General features: G+C 69.3%; 14 protein-coding genes. 9 read left to right on the forward strand and 5 right to left on the reverse strand.

The features are described from left to right. Positions 1 to 34 precede the first annotated feature (34 nt). Both BBK14_RS12540 and BBK14_RS12545 read left to right on the forward strand, forming a co-directional pair. Entirely contained in the window at positions 35 to 1,135 is a 1,101-nt protein-coding gene (locus BBK14_RS12540) for a methyltransferase type 12 (RefSeq protein ID WP_071062163.1), read from the forward strand. Next, positions 1,132 to 3,030, forward strand: coding sequence for a choline/carnitine O-acyltransferase (locus BBK14_RS12545; RefSeq protein WP_083390890.1), 1,899 nt, complete (start codon positions 1,132 to 1,134; stop codon positions 3,028 to 3,030). The genes BBK14_RS12540 and BBK14_RS12545 overlap by 4 nt, the downstream gene beginning before the upstream one ends. Positions 3,031 to 3,563: 533 nt before the next feature. On the opposite strand, the gene BBK14_RS41270 is transcribed toward BBK14_RS12545, so the two are convergent. The 4 genes from BBK14_RS41270 to BBK14_RS12555 form a co-directional block, all read right to left on the reverse strand. After that, positions 3,564 to 3,695 carry a hypothetical protein gene (locus BBK14_RS41270; protein ID WP_275078477.1) on the reverse strand — a complete coding sequence of 44 codons (132 nt, stop codon included), beginning with the start codon at positions 3,693 to 3,695 and terminating at the stop codon, positions 3,564 to 3,566. Between the two features lie 4 nt (positions 3,696 to 3,699). Further along, positions 3,700 to 4,236 (reverse strand): DUF6036 family nucleotidyltransferase, encoded by a 537-nt coding sequence (locus BBK14_RS39955; protein ID WP_241831431.1) that lies wholly within the window; start codon positions 4,234 to 4,236, stop codon positions 3,700 to 3,702. Position 4,237: 1 nt separating this feature from the next. Beyond that, entirely contained in the window at positions 4,238 to 4,657 is a 420-nt protein-coding gene (locus tag BBK14_RS12550) for a hypothetical protein (RefSeq protein WP_241831432.1), read from the reverse strand. A gap of 728 nt (positions 4,658 to 5,385) precedes the next feature. Further along, complete coding sequence (locus tag BBK14_RS12555; RefSeq protein ID WP_241831433.1) at positions 5,386 to 6,576, reverse strand: alcohol dehydrogenase catalytic domain-containing protein; 1,191 nt, start codon at positions 6,574 to 6,576, stop codon at positions 5,386 to 5,388. A 413-nt stretch (positions 6,577 to 6,989) separates the two neighbouring features. Here BBK14_RS12555 and BBK14_RS12560 point away from each other — a divergent pair, with 413 nt between their 5' ends. Next, positions 6,990 to 7,445, forward strand: coding sequence for a hypothetical protein (locus tag BBK14_RS12560; protein WP_071062167.1), 456 nt, complete (start codon positions 6,990 to 6,992; stop codon positions 7,443 to 7,445). 65 nt (positions 7,446 to 7,510) lie between these two features. On the opposite strand, the gene BBK14_RS12565 is transcribed toward BBK14_RS12560, so the two are convergent. Beyond that, the gene (locus BBK14_RS12565) at positions 7,511 to 9,031 is read right to left on the reverse strand and encodes a wax ester/triacylglycerol synthase domain-containing protein (protein WP_241831434.1); all 1,521 of its coding nucleotides are present in this window, start codon (positions 9,029 to 9,031) and stop codon (positions 7,511 to 7,513) included. A gap of 631 nt (positions 9,032 to 9,662) precedes the next feature. Here BBK14_RS12565 and BBK14_RS12570 point away from each other — a divergent pair. The 6 genes from BBK14_RS12570 to BBK14_RS12595 form a co-directional block, all read left to right on the forward strand. Beyond that, entirely contained in the window at positions 9,663 to 10,484 is an 822-nt protein-coding gene (locus BBK14_RS12570; protein ID WP_083390891.1) for an SCO6745 family protein, read from the forward strand. Positions 10,485 to 11,279: 795 nt separating this feature from the next. Further along, positions 11,280 to 11,630 (forward strand): hypothetical protein, encoded by a 351-nt coding sequence (locus BBK14_RS12575; protein ID WP_071062169.1) that lies wholly within the window; start codon positions 11,280 to 11,282, stop codon positions 11,628 to 11,630. Beyond that, positions 11,627 to 12,556 (forward strand): hypothetical protein, encoded by a 930-nt coding sequence (locus BBK14_RS12580; RefSeq protein WP_241831435.1) that lies wholly within the window; start codon positions 11,627 to 11,629, stop codon positions 12,554 to 12,556. The genes BBK14_RS12575 and BBK14_RS12580 overlap by 4 nt, the downstream gene beginning before the upstream one ends. Before the next feature lie 569 nt (positions 12,557 to 13,125). After that, entirely contained in the window at positions 13,126 to 13,557 is a 432-nt protein-coding gene (locus tag BBK14_RS12585; RefSeq protein ID WP_131802258.1) for a hypothetical protein, read from the forward strand. Positions 13,558 to 13,777: 220 nt separating this feature from the next. Beyond that, on the forward strand, positions 13,778 to 13,981 hold the full coding sequence (locus BBK14_RS37770) for a hypothetical protein (protein ID WP_131802260.1): 204 nt from the start codon (positions 13,778 to 13,780) through the stop codon (positions 13,979 to 13,981). A 1,289-nt stretch (positions 13,982 to 15,270) separates the two neighbouring features. Beyond that, positions 15,271 to 15,748: sigma-70 family RNA polymerase sigma factor (locus BBK14_RS12595; protein ID WP_198541249.1), on the forward strand; the 478-nt coding region annotated here is incomplete at its 3' end.

Below are 15,748 nucleotides of genomic sequence, written 5' to 3' on the forward strand. Positions count from 1 at the left end.
CCGGTCCCGACCATGACCTGCAGGAGTCTGACCTGTGCATTTCGATGCCACTGGCAAAGTCTCACTGGATCACATCTACGACCAGCCTGATCCACGGGCATATTTCACGACGCTGCGTACGCTCGCCTATCAGGTCCCCCAAATCGCCAGGCCGTACTTCGTCGAGACCGTGGCCGACTACCGGGCATCAGGCCGCCCGATGCCCGGCGATCCTCCCGGACGTCACCCGTCGCCGCTGAAGATCCTCGACATCGGTTCGTCCTACGGGATCAACGCGGCACTGCTGCGCTGCGGGGTTACCCTCGAGCACCTGTACGAGCGCTACGGTGCACCCGAGGCCCACGGCTACACCCGTGACGAGCTGCTGGCCCGCGACCGCGAACTTGTCCGTTCCACCAGAGTGTCCCCGCCACCCACTTCCGGGCCTCTGAGCTCCAACGGGCGTTCGGGTGGCTCCCTGCCGACCGGCGCGGTGTTCGTGGGTCTCGACGTGTCGAACGAGGCCCTCTCCTACGCTCTCGCGGCAGGCTTTCTCGACGATGCCGTGCACGCCGACCTGGAGGCCGCGGATCCCACCGAACGGCAGCGACGGCAGCTCGCCGGCACCGATCTCGTCATCTCGACCGGCTGTCTCGGCTATGTTGGCGAACGAACCATCTCCCGGGTTCTCGACGCCATCGAGGCGGCTGACGGAAAGCGACCGTGGATGGCGCACTTCGTACTGCGGATGTTCCCGTTCGTCGCCATCGGGGYGAGCCTCGCGGAGAGGGGATACGAGACCGTCAGGCTCGACCGCATGTTCCGCCAGCGCAGATTCGCCTCGGCGCAGGAACAGCAGCTCGTGCTGGACAGTCTCGCCACGGTGGGCATCGACCCGCACGGCCTGGAGAGCGACGGTTGGATGTACGCCCAGCTGTACGTGTCACGCCCCCGCGGCAGCTTCGCCGCACACGCCGCCAGCGCCTCGGCCGCGACTACCGCCTCCGCCTCCGTCGCGGCTACCGCCAGCACTTCTGCCGCGAGTATCGCGAGTACCGGCACTCCGGTATCGACATCCCCGGCGCCAGCTCCGTCATCAGCAGGAGCCCGACGGCCGTCGGGCCACCCGTCCCACGCCCCCCGAGGTCACGAATGACGCCGAACGCCCCGTCACCGAGCAGCGACGCGCCCGAGGCCACGGCAGCTGGCCTCCGGCAGCCGAGCCCCGTGGCATCCGAGGCCGGGCCGCAATGGTCGAACACCGGTACGTTCGTCAACGACGACCGGCTCCCGCGGGTGCCGCTGCCCACTCTGGACGACACCTGCGCCCGGTTCCTGCAGTGGTGCTCACCGTTGCTGACCCCGGACGAGCTGGCAGCCACCGAGACGGCGCTCGCCGCGTTCGCCCGCCCAGGCGGTCCGGGCCGTGCCCTGCACGCCGAGCTGGAGCGCTACGACGCCACCCCCGGCGTGCACAGCTGGCTCGACGCCTTCTGGGCCTCGCGCTACCTGGGGCGGCGTGACCGCATCGCCCTCAACGCGAACTTCATCTTCCTCTTCGAGGAGTCCGACGCCGGTCAGACAGCCCGGGCCGCGGGGCTGATCGCCTCGGCGCTGGACTACAAGCTGCGCCTCGACGCGGAGGCGATCGAGCCGATCATCCAGCGCGGCCAGGCGCTGTCGATGGACCAGAACCGGTTCCTGTTCTCGACGACCCGTATCCCCGGGCAGGTGCAGGACACCGTCCGCACCCCGTACAGCGAGCCGTCACCGGGTCCCTCCACCGCACGCCACATCGTCGTCCTCCACCGCGGCCACCTGTTCCGGATGGACGTGGTGGGCCCCGAGGGGCATCCGCACACGCTCGACGATCTCGAGAGCGGCCTGGACGCGATCCTGAAGGCGGGGGCGGAGCGCGCCGCCCCGGAGACGTCGGTCGGCCGGCTCACCACCAAGGCACGCGCGGCCTGGGCTACGAGCCGTGAATCGCTGCTCGCCTGCGACCCGGGCAACGCGACTGCCCTCGACACCGTCGAGACCGCGCTGTTCTGCCTCTGCCTCGACGACCTCACGCCCGCCGATGCCAAGGAAGCGTGCGACAACCTTCTCCACGGCGACTGCGGCAACCRCTGGTTCGACAAGTCGGTGTCCCTCATCGTCTTCGCGGACGGCAGCGCCGGTATCAACATCGAGCACTGCGGCCTGGACGGGACGACCGTGCTGAGCCTGGTCGACGACATGCTCGGCGCTCCGGCGGCCGAGCACTCGGCCCGGTCGGGCGCCCGCTCCCAGGGCGTGCCCGCCGTCCGGCCGGTCACGTTCACGCTGGACGACGACCTGCGCGCGGACGTGCTTGCCGCAGGTGACGCGTTCAGCGCATACGCCGCCGCCACGGCCACGGCCACGCTGTCGTTCGACGACTTCGGGTCCAACCGGGCGAAGAGCCTGCGGATCTCGCCGGACGCGTTCGTCCAGCTCGCCTACCAGCTGGCGCACAACCGCTCGAAGGGCCTGGTCGGCGCCACCTACGAGTCGATCGCGACCCGGCAGTACCGGCGCGGTCGCACAGAGGCGATGCGGGTCATCACGCCGGAGATCCAGGCGTTCGTCCGGGTGATGGACGACCCGGCCGCCGACGCCGCCACCCGACTGGCCGCGCTGCGGGCCGCGGCCGACGCCCACGTCACGCGAGCGCGGGACTGCCAGGCGGGACGGGCCCCGGAGCAGCACCTCTGGGAACTCCAGTTCATCCAGGCCCGTCGCGGCGAGGAACTGGGGATCACCGAGCACCTCGACCTGTTCGACACCCCCGGCTGGCTGGTCACCCGGGACGACTACCTGAGCACGAGCTCGGCTCCGTCCACCCACATCCAGTACTTCGGATTCGGATCAACCAGTAACAGGTGCATCGGGATCGCCTACGTGCTGCTGCCGGACCGCTTCAACGTCTACCTGAGCACCCCGAGCGTGGTGGCTGAGCAGATGCACTCCTTCGCCGGACATCTGCGGACCGCCCTCACCGAGCTCCAGGACCTTCTCGAGGCCGGCTGAATCGTCGACCGCCCTGCTAGGCAGTTACCGGAAGGGAACGGTGGGTGTCCGGCCGCTTAGGGTGATGCCGCCCGCATGGGTGGGTGCGTCCGGGTTCGAGCCCCGGACGGCCCACCACGCTCCGTAGTGGGCCGCCGACCTGGGTAAATAGGTTGTAGCTATCAGACTGGGTGCGTGGAGATCTTCTATAGGTGCAGGTCAGCGGGCACGGGAAGCCGGTTCGTACAATGCCGGGCTCCTCGAACGTGCCGGCCCCGGCGGTGCTGTCAACGCCGGGCACAAGTTCATCTGGCATCCGGCGTGCTGTCTTCGGGTCGCCGCGCCACCGACCTCGACAGCGAGGCTCGCCACTGTCATCGGACCCGCCGTCGGCCCGGCGACTCCCTCGGCCGAGGCCCCGACGCCGCACCACGCCACCATCCTGGGGGCATGTCGAGGGCTGCGTTTGTCGGAGCTGCGCAGCGAGCGCTCCTGCTCCTCCAACCAGATGAAAAGGCGGTGGCCGCCGGGCGCGGGCGAGATTCTCGCGGTCGCTACGCGAGGGCGAAGAACACCCGGTTGTCGTCAAGGGAGAAGCTCTCCTCGACGATCCAACTGCCGGCCGGCACCTGGTCGCTGGGGACGGCGGCGCAGGCGTTTCCGCTGGCCGTCGCACCAGGGAACATCTCGCTAACGTCGCTGAGGCTGTTCGGGACGACCCCGCAGTAGTCGTCCGCGCCGCCGATGTCGAAGGTGTTGCCTGTCGATCCCTTTCTGAATGGGTGTCGGCTTCGCCGGACTGGATTCCGGTGCTGTGGACGGCGCGCGGTCGGTGGTGCGTGGGTCAGGCCGGCGGATTGCCGCCTCGGGTGCGCGTCGGCAGATATGAGCGCAGCTCGTCCGCGAGCGTCCGCATGTCCTGGTACCAGCCGCGCGCCTGGTCGCGCCCGGATCTGGGCCAGGTAGGAAGCCCTTCACCGCGTCGTTGAGCCAGTCGGCCGCAAGCGCGTGGCGCTCGGCGAGCGCGGAGGCCGCCGCGCGGACGACGTCGGTCGGTAGGAAGACGGCATCAAGGTCGCGGGTGGAGCGAGTTGCGTCGTAGACGAGCGTGAGTGCAGCGCCGCCGACAAGGAACAGGTCGGCCTTGGCGCCGCGCCGGCCGAGTTCTTCGTTGAGCTCCTGGAGCAGGCTCGTGATCGACTCACGGCTGAGACCCGGGCTGGTCATGTCACGCCCGCTGGAGCGCGCCGTTGGTGATGAAAACGCCGCGTTTGCGGAACGACAGCGGGGACTCGATCAGCGCCTGGGGATGCAGGCCCCTGAACGCGGTGACAAACCACCAGGGCACCGCCTCCAGTGCCGGGTCGCGCACCCACGGAGACGCGTGCCAGCCGTCGCGGCGGGCCAGATACTCGCCGAGCGCGGCAAACGCCGCGTCCACCCGACGATCGCCGGACTGCCGAGGGCGGTCAGCCCACATCGCCTGCGCTGCCTCAAGGCCTTGGTGGCGCAGCACGCTGGTGTAGTCGTCGAGCAGTTGGATAACCGCGTGCCGCCAGATGTCCTGCAGGCGGGACCCGGCCGTGACCATGTCGGCCGCCACGGCGGCAGCATCGTCGACGGTCCGGAAGGCACACAACGGATCCACGTGCCCACAGTACGCCGCTGATCATGACGTCTGCCCGTCGGATCCGCCAGCCGTGTGGCGAACACCGGCCGCCGCGAGGCTGGGCGAAGCCAGGCCGACGCCTGTCAGCCGTCCCTAGCCACGCCCACAGGAAGCACAGTCCCGTCACCAACACCGTCACAGTGGTGCCGCGCACCGTGCCACTGCCCTGACCGCCTCCAGCCGCGTCACCCTGGCGACCTCTCACAGCATTCACCGCAGCTCCCCGCGGTCACCCTGCCGAACAAGGCGGGGTCGCCACGAGCGGACTGACGCGACATCCTTGGAACGGCGAAAGCCTGCATGATCAGACGCGCGACCAAGACCGACACCCAGACTGGAGGCGCATCGCGGGCGCCGAGGCAAGGGGGCAGGACGGGCCACCTGCCCAAGAAACGGAACGCACGTTCGACGCGCGAGCGACGGCGCCCATCCCGGCGGCTATCGGGCATCGCCCCTGGTCGGCTGCCGTGCGGCTACCGGGCGGACAGCGATTTCGGGGCCTTCGACCAACATCGTCTGGTTCGTATGCTGGTACACACGGTCCACCACGGGTGCAGTTTCTCGACGAGGCTGACAGGAGCTGACCGGTGTCGCCAGGAAAGCGACGACAGGACCGGGTGAGCAGCTCCAGCGCCGCCTTGGAAGCGCCGTGGGCACCGCCGATCGGCGCCGGCCGTTTTCATACCCGTGGCGGCGGCTTTTCCGTGTTAGCTGGTCAGGTCCAGGGCCACCTTGAGCCAGCCAGGACGGCGCAGGTCGAACTCCTCGTAGGCGGCGAGCACGTCCCGCATCGGCTCATGCTGGGTGACCATTTTCTGTGGGTGCACCACTCCCGACTCCACCATTTCCAGCAGCTTCGGGATGTACCGCGGATGGTTGCCGTTTCCCATGTTGATGGTGAGGTTCTTGTTCATCGCGGTGCCGATCGGGAAGAACCTGTCGGTCGGCGGATATACCCCGATGATGCCCAGCGTGCCTGCCTTGGCCAGGCTCTCGACTGCCCAGGAGTGGGCCTGCGTCGGCGCGTCGCCAGGCTTCCAGTGTCCGTTGTGCGCGTGAGTCTCGGGGGCGATCTGACGCAGTTCCTCGCGGTGCTGATCGTCCTGTTCGCGGGCGCGGGCGGCGGCGGGGCCGGACTTCGGGCTTTCCGCGTCCACCCCCACGGCGTCGATGGCCCGGTCGGGACCGATACCGCGTGTCAGATCCAGGATTGCCTCGACAGGGTCCTCTTCGTTGAAGTTGACCACCTCGGCTCCGAGCGCCTGGGCACGGTCGAGTCGGTCGGCGTGACCATCGATCGCGATCACCCGCGCGGCGCCGCGCTGGAATGAGGACAGAACGGCGAACTGTCCCACCGGCCCGCAGCCCCAGACCGCCACCACGTCGCCATCCGATACTTCCGCGATGACCGCGCCGAAGTATCCGGTGGGGTAGATGTCCGACAGCGGGATCGCCTGATCATCGGAGATCGAGTCTGGCAGCCGGAACAGATTGGTGTGGGCGTAGGGTACGCGGGCGTACTCGGCCTGCAACCCGTCGAACGAGCCATTGTCCCTCGGAGCGCCGTAGAAGGCGGATCCGGTCCTGCGGCCGTACGGGTTGATGTCGTCGCATTGGGCGAAATAGCCGCTGCGGCAGTAGGTGCAGGAGCCGCACCCGAGGACGGCGGACAGCAGCACCCGATCGCCGCGCCTGAAGTTGCGGACGCTCCGGCCGACCTCTTCGACCACGCCGACCCCTTCGTGCCCGATGATGAGGCCCGGCTTCATCCCCGGTACTGTGCCCCGGACGAAATGAAGATCCGTGCCACAGATCGCCGCGGTGGTGATGCGAACGACGGCATCGGTCGGCTGTTCGATCTTCGGTTCGGTGACGGTGTCAAGGCGGATGTCGCCCACGCCGTGCCACACGACTGCTCTCATCGCCTTCCGCTCCTTCCGTTCTTCGGGCCCGCAGTACTGATCGCGATCCCCGCCGGTCCGACTCACCGCTGGCCTCAACTCCGCCGGCTTTCGTTCCAGCATCGACGACCTGGCGGGCGCATTCCATCGCTACAGGTAACTATGGCCCGAGTGGGACGCCGGCGCCCGGCGAGACGACCGGGCGAGAGACTAAAGAATGACATTTATTTCAAGGTCGCGGATGCCGCGCAAGGGTGTTACAGGCGGCAGGACGGGCATATGGTGACAGGTCGGCTACCGCGGTGACCCTTGGATTTTCCGCACGATGAGTGACGAGTCGTCCGAGACCGTTCCCGCGCGTAGGCCCTCCGTGATCGTTACTCTGACGGTTCCCTGTAGCCAGGATCAGGTTGGCTGCGCTGGTCGTCAGCGCGGACGGAAAGGTGGAATCGCTCACCCCGATCAACCCCCGCGGGGAACCGCGGTTCACCGCGTTCGCGGTGTCACCGGACGGGAGCCGCCTTGCCCTCGACGGCATGGTCGCGGGCACGACGGGTCTCACCGCGAACAGCACCCGCGTCTACGCCGTGGTCACCCGGCGCGGTCAGAATCCGTACCTGACGAAACGCGTCATCGAGCTCGACGCAGCCACCGGGCGTCAACTGCGCGTCCTGCTGGAGCTGAGCCATGACCACTCGCTCACCACAGGCTGGAACGCCAGCTCACTGGCACTCGACCCCAGCGGGCAGCTGCTGATGGTCAGCGACGCCGGCGCCGACTACTACCGTGTCGACCTCGGCTCCGGGCAGACCTGTCGTCTCCCAACGGCTGTGAACAGGGGCAACCCCAACGGTCTCGCCTGGTAGGTGACGGGTGTGCCGGCGGAAGGCCCTGGACCGCGTCCCACACAAAGATGATCAACTTCGGTGTGTCATGTCGGGAGTGGGCTGGTCTGGCTGGTAAACCTCCCCGGGACGTGTGGCGAGGCCGCGGCGCGCGAGGAGCTGTACAAGCGACTGGAGCTGCTGGCGCTGACCGTGCCGGTCGGGGTATCCGGGCCGCTGGACGATCGGGCGGCCCTGGAAGGGATCGACCTGCACCGAACCCGTGTGTCGGCGAGGTCCGCGACGGACGAGTCCATCGGCATCGTCGCCACGAGATCAGCCGAACACGTGGTCTCGGCCGGGCTCCGGACCGGGCCGTGGCGGAGGCCGGCCGCTGCCTCGAGCGCGTCCAGTTCGGCCTCGACGAGTTCCGGCAGCCGCGCCCCGTCCCGCACCGACCCGTCCATCGTGAAACCGATGCACGCCTGCCCGTCGAGCCCGCCGAGCAGGACCGCCAGGCGTTGGCCTGCGGGGAGCGGAGGGGTGGGCACGGCGGCGGTGACTCGTCGACCGAGGATCTCAAGCGGACCGGACAGTCCGCCCGGGTTGGACGCGGTCAGCGCGAAGACGTGGGACATGATCCCGGTGGACAGCACGGCCGGTCGCAACGGCGCGGGAATCGTCCAGAGGAAGAGACGTTCCGCGACGCCCGGAGTCCCGCCCCGCTTGTGTCGGACGGTCTGCCGGTGGATCGCCTCCACGCGCCGGTGGACCAACGCCTCACCGTAAGGCAGCGTGATCCGTACGGTGGTCAGGTAGTTGCTCATGTGGTCCCGCTCGGCCGCACGGCGGGTACTGACCGGCATCGCGGCGTGCATCTGGCCCCGGAGCCGGCCGGGCCGATCGGAGCCGGGGCGGGGCCAGGCACGCAGAGCACCGGCGAGCGCGGCCAGGAAGACGTCGTTCACGGTCACCTCGTAGGCGCGGCTGATCGCCCGTAGCCTGGCCAAGTCCACCTCCAGCCAGGTGTGGTGCGGGTATCCCGTGGGTGCCGCCGAGAGCGGGCCGATCGTGGACGTCCGGGTAAGCCATCCGAGTGAGTGAGCGGCGGCCCGACAGACGGCTCGGGGGCCGGGCCGGCGATCCCGCGACACCCGCAGAGGTTCGCGCTCCGATCCTGGGTCGGACAGGCCGAACAGCTTTTCCAGCACCACGTTCAGTGCCGTCCCGTCTATCCACACGTGGCTGGCGCGGTACAGCAGGGTGAAGCCGTCGCGGCGGGGGCCGTGGAGCAACCAGAGCTGCCACGGCGGAGCGTCCAACGAGATCTCGACCGCTGACAGCCGCCCCACCGCCTCGCGCAGTCCAGCGAGCCCCGACTCTGCGGGGAGCCGGTACTCGTGAACGTGCCGGGCTGGGTCGAAATCGGGGTCCGCCACCCAGACCGGCCGGCCCCGCCCGGCCGAGGCGATCCGATGGGTCAGCGGAGGAAAGTCGTGCGCCCGGTCCGCGACAAGCTCGCGCAACGCCTGGACTCCTGGCACGGGGCCGTCGGCGACCAACAGGCAGCCGACCGCCAGCGGCGTCTTCGGGAATGCTCGCTGGTATCCGAGTATGAGTGCGTCCATCGGAGTAAGCGGCCGAATGGGAACGTCAATGTTGTCACCGCGGCCCGCCGCACCCAGCCCCCGTGCTCTCCCGTCGCTTCCCTCACGCGGGTGACGCCCCTGCTCCACGCGCGAGGCACGCCACCAGAAACCCGAGCGCGTCATACCATGCCGCCCCCGGTCAACATCGACGATTCGCCGCGCGATTGTCACAACTGGCTCCCTGGATGGACTGGAAAACCGGTTACGTCCTGAACGCTATGCCGTGATGTGGAAAATTCGGCGCGAGGCGGACCGTAAACTGAACGACAGAGCCGAACATACGCGCGGGCCGCCGCCGGCACGCTGGGGAAACCACCAGAACATCAGTCTGGTTTCCTGGTTTCCTGGTTGGCGGTGAGAGGCTCCGTCGCCCTTGGTGTGGCCAGAAGATCGCTGTCCGGGGCAGGGTGTCGGGCACCCGGCCGACACAACGGGGCGTCATCGCGTGATGACCGTCGGCCCCGTGCGACCGGCCGGCGCGGACACCGGCGCACCATGCCAAGTTCTGAGACCGGACCCGTCCTGAACTCCGTGTGATGCCGGCCGGGAGGGGCCCGGGCCGGCATCACACTTCTTGACCCCGCCCTGACGGGCGGGATTGTGTTGGCCCATGGCCGAGATGAACGTGGCGCGGAGAATGTGGCAGTTGTTCGAACCGGTACACGCGGTCAGCTTCTCCGCGCCGGCCAGTCTGGCGGTGTGGGCGGACGCCGAGCTGCGCAGCCCGTGGCGGGCCTACTTCGCCGGCCGGACGGCACCGCTGGGGGCGGTCGAGGCCGGGCCGGTCGTCGCGGCCTTCTTCGGGTACTCGCCCGTGATGGTGGCCAGGGCGCTGCCGGAGGTCTGGACCAGGATCCCCCCGGAGAAGGCGCTGGCCGTCCGGCTCGACGGCGCCCGCGCGGCACTTGCTCCGCTTGTCGCGGCGACCGACGCGGACGAGCTGACTGAACTGGCCACGCTGCTGCGCTCGGCGGCCGAGCGGGTATCGGTCGCCGGCCGGGTGCTGGGCGCCGCGAACGCCGCACTGCCCTGGCCCGACGACCCGCTCGGCACCGTCTGGCAGGCGGCCACCATCCTGCGGGAGCACCGTGGCGATGGGCACGTCGCCGCGCTGGTCACCGCCGGTGTCGACGGCCTGGAGAGTCTCGTCTGGCGGACCAGCCGGGGCGGCCCTGACCGCGCCTTCTACCAGCGGATCCGGGGCTGGACCGAGGACGAGTGGACGGCCGCGGCCGACCGGCTGCGGGCCCGTGGCTGGCTCGACGCCGAGGACGCGCCGACCGCGGCCTCCCTGGCCGCTGCCGACGAGTTGGAGGCGACGACGGATCGCCTCGCGAGCCCGGTGTGGGATGTGCTTGGCCCGGCCGCCGTCGACCGCGCCGCCGCGCTGCTGGCCCCGATCACGCAGGCCGTCACCACCCCGGGCCCGTAGCCGCAGCCCCGCCTGCGGGCAGCCGGCCTACTCACGAGCTGGTATAGGAGTGTCCGACGACGGGCGGACACTCCTTCCAGCGTCATAGCCAGTTGGCCGAGCGACGCAAGTTATCAGGTCCCAGAGCGCTGTGCGCCGGATGGCTGGCTGGTCCCTGCTCTGAAATCGCAGGTCACGGGGTACGTGGGTGCCCGGCAGGGTGTGGAGGTGGAACGTGGTACTCATCAGGCGCCAGAGCGGGTTTGGGTCCGCACCTGGCCGATCTTGCTCGGCATCGTCGCAGGTCAGAGGACTGATTTGTGCACCCAGCCAGCATTAATGCGAACCTGAACTTGCAGGTCGCGGGCCCGACGATACGGGTCGACGGTCTTGAGGGGCCCGCACGGGAATCGTGGCCGGGCTGACGTCCCTGTTCGAGCTTGGCAATGTTCTTGCGCCCGGGTATCGACCGGTTGAATGCACCACCGGTGCCCCGATCTGAGTGGCGCCTGCGGTCGCGCCCATGGTGGGATCTGGCGCGCGGTGGTCGCCCTGTGTGACGGATCTGTGGGAGCGCTGTGCTCGGGACGCCGAATTCTCTCCGCCGACGATCATTGTCTATGCTGTGGTCCGCGGCCTGCTGGTAGATCTTCGCGGGTCGATGTAATCGCGACGATGTTCCTGCGGCTGTTCCATGTTCGTTCCTCATGCCACGGCACTCATGCGTGCCCGGCCTTCCACCCGAGTGCTTGCAGAACAGCGAGCGGCTGCCGGACCAGTCCGGACAGAGCGACCACGGCGAGGGCGGAGGATCGGATGAAGCGTCTGACCGGGCGGTGGCGGATCGTGGAGATGGACCTGTGGGACCAGGATGCCATCGACCTCGTCGGCCCCGGGTACATCGAGGTCGACCAGGACGGGACCGGCGAGTTCGGGTTCATCGCCGTTCGCGGCTGGATGGACTGTCGTTGGGGCACGCGCGACGGCCGGCCCCTCGTCGAGTTCAGCTGGGACGGCGACGACGAAGGCGATGAGATCAGTGGGCGCGGCTGGGCCGTGCTGGGCGACGGCGACGTGCTCACCGGGCACCTGTTCATCCACAGGGGCGACGACTCGGCGTTCCGCGCGACACCGTTCTCCCACGCCAACCCGCGGGACTGGCAGTGAGCCAGTACCAGTACTACGAGTTTCTCGCCCTCGACCGGCCGCTCGACGCGCGGGCGCAGGCCGAGATTCGCGCGCTGTCCACCCGCGCGCGGATCACCGCCAGCAGTTTCGTCAACGAGTACCACTGGGGCGACTTCCGCGGCGATCCGGACCGGCTGATGGAGCGCTACTACGACGCGCACCTCTACCTGGCCAACTGGGGAACGCGGCGCATCATGTTCCGCCTGCCGCGCAGCCTGCTCGATCTGGATGCGGCCGAGCCGTACTGTGTCGGTGACCACGTCATGGCCTGGACCGCGGGCAGGCATCTCGTCCTCGCCCTGACGAGCGAGGACGACTCCGGCGACTGGGACTACGAGCCGCAGGGCTCGCTGTCCGTCATCGTCGGCGTCCGGGGCGAGCTCGCCGCCGGTGACCATCGTGCGCTGTATCTGGCGTGGCTGGCTGGGTACGGCTCCTGGGAACGCGACGAACACGCCTTCGACCGTGACGAGGACGATGAACTCGAGCCGCCGGTCCCCGCAGGGCTGGGCGCGCTCACCGCGCCGCAGCGCGAGCTGGCCGACTTTCTCCGCCTCGATGACGACCTGCTCGCGGTCGCGGCCGAGGTAAGCCCGCCGCTGGGCAGGACCGTCGACGACCCCACGCACCTTGCGGCCTGGGTGGCGATGCTGTCCACCGCGGAGAGGGACAGGCTGCTCCTGCGCGTCGTCCAGGACGAGGCCGCAGCCGTGCGGATGGAGATGCTGCGCCGGTTCCACGACGAAACGGCCCCGAGCGTCGCCGCTGATCCGCCGCGGCGCACGGTGGCCGAACTTCTCGACGGGGTGGCGCACAGGCGCGCCGAACGGCAGAGCCGCCAGGTCGCGGAGCGGGACGAGGAGGAAGCCCGCCGCGAACGAGCCAGGGCGCTCGCCTATGAGTGACGGCTGGACGAACTCGCCCACGACGAAGAAGCCACCTGGGCCGACGTCGAGGCGCTGATCGCCGAGCGCAAGCCCGCCGGGTACGCCGCCGCCGTCGCGCTCCTCACCGACCTGCGGATTCTGGCTCAACGCAGTTTCCGGTTGGACGAGTTCGCCCTACGCTGCGCGGCCCTCCGGCAGGATCATGCACGCAAACCCAGCCTCCTCGACCGCCTGAACCGCGCGGATCTGTGAATGCGCCAAGCAGAACCGCCCCACCGGAACCCGATCCGGCCGCGCTCGATCCGACGCCTACGGGCGACGTCCACGCACCGGCTGTGGTGCTGAGGCTTGGACCTCGCCCTGAACGCCGCAGTTCTTTCAGGCTCGACGCCAGGTCGCTTTCGGCAGGTGATACCGATCCTCGAGCTGTCCTTGGAGGAACGCCTCCTTGAGGAGGCCGCGGGGCGGCTCTTACCCGGGCCGAGCTGATTCAGTTCGTCGCGGCTCGGGCTCTCGAGGACCGGCTGTTCGCGGCCAGGCTGCTGAGACAGGCCGGCCGGCTCGACCCGGCGGATCCCGCGGAACTGGTGCGGGTTCGCCGGCTTGTGCGGGAGGCCGGCGCGATCCCGGACAGCAATCCGCGATGGGATCTGCACCATCTGGTCGAAGCGGGCCGAGCGATGCTGGCGGAACTGGAGATTGTCGCGGTCCGGCCGCCGACCGCCGAGTTCCTCGACGTCGTCGAGGAGGCGGTCAGGGTCTGGGATCGGCTGGCTGGCTATCTCCATGACGCATGGGACGTGTACGAGACCGAACCGGGCGAGATCGGCGAGCCTCTCGCCGCACTGCACCTGCGGCTGTGCGAGGATCTGCGCCCCGATCCTGTCGACCTCGGCGGTCGGCTTGCCGCCCTGATCGGCTCCGCCGAAGTCGACTCCTACCTGCACGCGCCGGAAGGGTACGCAGACGTCCTCGGCACCGACGGACTCGCCGCCTACGACACCGCCTGTCACGACTGAATCGCACCCTCGGCCGTTCCGTTCACGCCGCCCATAGACAGGGGGCGAAGCCCTCCAAAGAGCCACCGTCTGCAACCGGCGACCCCAACATCACGATCGGGGCTCACGCCATCCGCGGGCGTTGCCCCCCGACTTCGCGTGCTGCCCTCAGCAGCGCAGGTGCCGCGCCGCCTCGCAGAGCGCCTCGTCGACCGGCCTCGGGGTGCGCYCGAAGACGGCGATGGTGGCGGTCGAGTCGAGGACGAACGGCCGGGTGAACCCCGAGCTGCCCGTATCCATGCTGGCGCGGGGCGTCATCGGTTGGATTCACCTGTTCGGCGCGGTGAACTTCGAGCTCTTCGGCCGGCTGAACACCCTCGTCGAGGCCAGGGAGACGTACATTCGCCATCAGATGCGTGAGATCGCCCGGCTCATCGGGCTGTGACGACCGGGTGCGGTCCGGTCAGGCCGGCCGGATGGGTCCGGGTCCAGTCGGCCTGCAGTCCCGGCCGTGGCGGTCTCAGTCGCAGTGCTCCCAGCCGCTCTCCCAGGACGAGCCAGCGTAACTACCGCCCCACTTCACACACTTCCCCGGCGCGTATACGTACACCGGCCCCGCGTAGTACTGAAAACTGCCCGAATCAGACTGCCGCGCCGAACTACCTTCCACCTGCACCCACGCACCCATCGACTCGGCCACCCCCACACCCGACCCCGACTTCAAGGTCACCACACAGTTCCGACTACCGTTGTACAGCAGATAGATCACCGCCGTGTCACCCGCCAGAGAATGCCGGTCGATCTGCGAATACCCCGACCCACACACCTGCGTCGCCGAGTACGGATTCGGATTCGGTGCGGGTGCGGGTGCGGGTGCGGGTGCGGACGTAGGCGCAGGTGCCGGAGCGGGAGCCGGCGCGGCCGGAGGCGCGGGGGCCCGCGCACCCTGGGACGCGGGCGGAACCGTCGGCGCGGGCGCGTCGGCGGGCGCGAGCGACCCCGAACCGTCGGGCTTGGACCCCGAACCACCGGGACCCGAGGTGGGCACCTGCCTCGACGGTTCCCCGCCGGCCTCCGGGGTGACCGGTGCCACGGAGCTGCCTGCCACGCCGACTTGCTGGGACGCGGATCCCGCCGTGTCCTGTTCCGGACGGACCCCCTTCGGCCCCTCCACGATCTCCCCGTCCGCGTCACGGAGATTTCCACCCGCCGACCCCGAACCGTTCGACCCCGAACCGTTCGACCCCGACGAGGTCCAGACGACCACCGGAACCGCGATGATCAGAGCGGCCACGCAGGCCGCCACCACAAGCAGAACGTTACGGCGCCGGCTGGGACCCGATCCCGGGCCCACGGCGGCCCCGCCGACAGGATCGGACGCATCCGGCCCCGGGCTCGCTGGCGGGACGACCGACGGCTGGGCGCGCTCGTCCTCGCCGAGCGGATACCCCTCGGATGGATGCAGGTAGCCGCCGCGCCCCGTCTCGTCGTCGGTCCCCGGCGGCGAGGACAGGTCCTGACGCGGATCTTCCACCTCAGCCGAGGACGGCCCACCCGGAGGATCACCGGCCGGACGGGACACCGCCGGCTCGCCACCGGACTCGTTCCCGCAGACCGGCCTGGTCCGGTCCGTACCGTCGGGCTCCGATGTCGGTTCCTGCATCGCCGGCGCTCCTCGGCAAGTAGGGGCAGAACGTCCGAAAGCTTGTCAGGACCGGATCAGGACTGGTCGATGTGGGGTCACCGACCGGCCATGACCGCGGCGAGGTCGGCACCGGTGAGCTGCTGCTCACTTTGCGCGGTCAGGGCTGGCCCAGCGGCGTGCGATCCCGCAACGTGTCGCTTCGGCCCGAGGGAGTTCGCTCGTACCTGTTCACGATCGCCAGAAACGTCATCACCGACGCCTGGCGGGCCGAGCGGCGACGGCCGTCACTCGTCGACGACGGCGGCGAGGTCGTGGCGGTCGCCCCCGCTGTCGACGACGTGAGCCAGGCCATCGAGGAGTGGGTGGTCGCGGAGGCGCTGGGTCGTATTTCGCCCGCGCATCGGGCTGTCGTCCAAGAGCTGTACTACGAGGGAAGGTCGGTACGCGAGGCGGCAGTCCGCCTGGCACTGCCAGAGGGCACCGTCAAGTCCCGTGCCTACTATGCGATCCGCGCGCTGCGTGACGCCTTCGAGGAGATGGGGTCGGTCGATGACACCCGAGCACGAC

Origin of the sequence: Parafrankia soli, from assembly GCF_001854695.1 — a bacterium.
Lineage (GTDB): Bacteria > Actinomycetota > Actinomycetes > Frankiales > Frankiaceae > Parafrankia > Parafrankia soli.

What these genes read in the sequence shown, in the direction of transcription:
- BBK14_RS41270 (WP_275078477.1), bottom strand. Translation starts at nt 3,695, where the DNA reads ATGTTCCCTGGTGCGACGGCCAGCGGAAACGCCTGCGCCGCCGTCCCC.
- BBK14_RS39955 (WP_241831431.1), bottom strand. Translation starts at nt 4,236, where the DNA reads ATGACCAGCCCGGGTCTCAGCCGTGAGTCGATCACGAGCCTGCTCCAG.
- BBK14_RS12565 (WP_241831434.1), bottom strand. Translation starts at nt 9,031, where the DNA reads ATGGACGCACTCATACTCGGATACCAGCGAGCATTCCCGAAGACGCCG.
- BBK14_RS12570 (WP_083390891.1), top strand. Translation starts at nt 9,663, where the DNA reads ATGGCCGAGATGAACGTGGCGCGGAGAATGTGGCAGTTGTTCGAACCG.
- BBK14_RS12575 (WP_071062169.1), top strand. Translation starts at nt 11,280, where the DNA reads ATGAAGCGTCTGACCGGGCGGTGGCGGATCGTGGAGATGGACCTGTGG.
- BBK14_RS37770 (WP_131802260.1), top strand. Translation starts at nt 13,778, where the DNA reads ATGGTGGCGGTCGAGTCGAGGACGAACGGCCGGGTGAACCCCGAGCTG.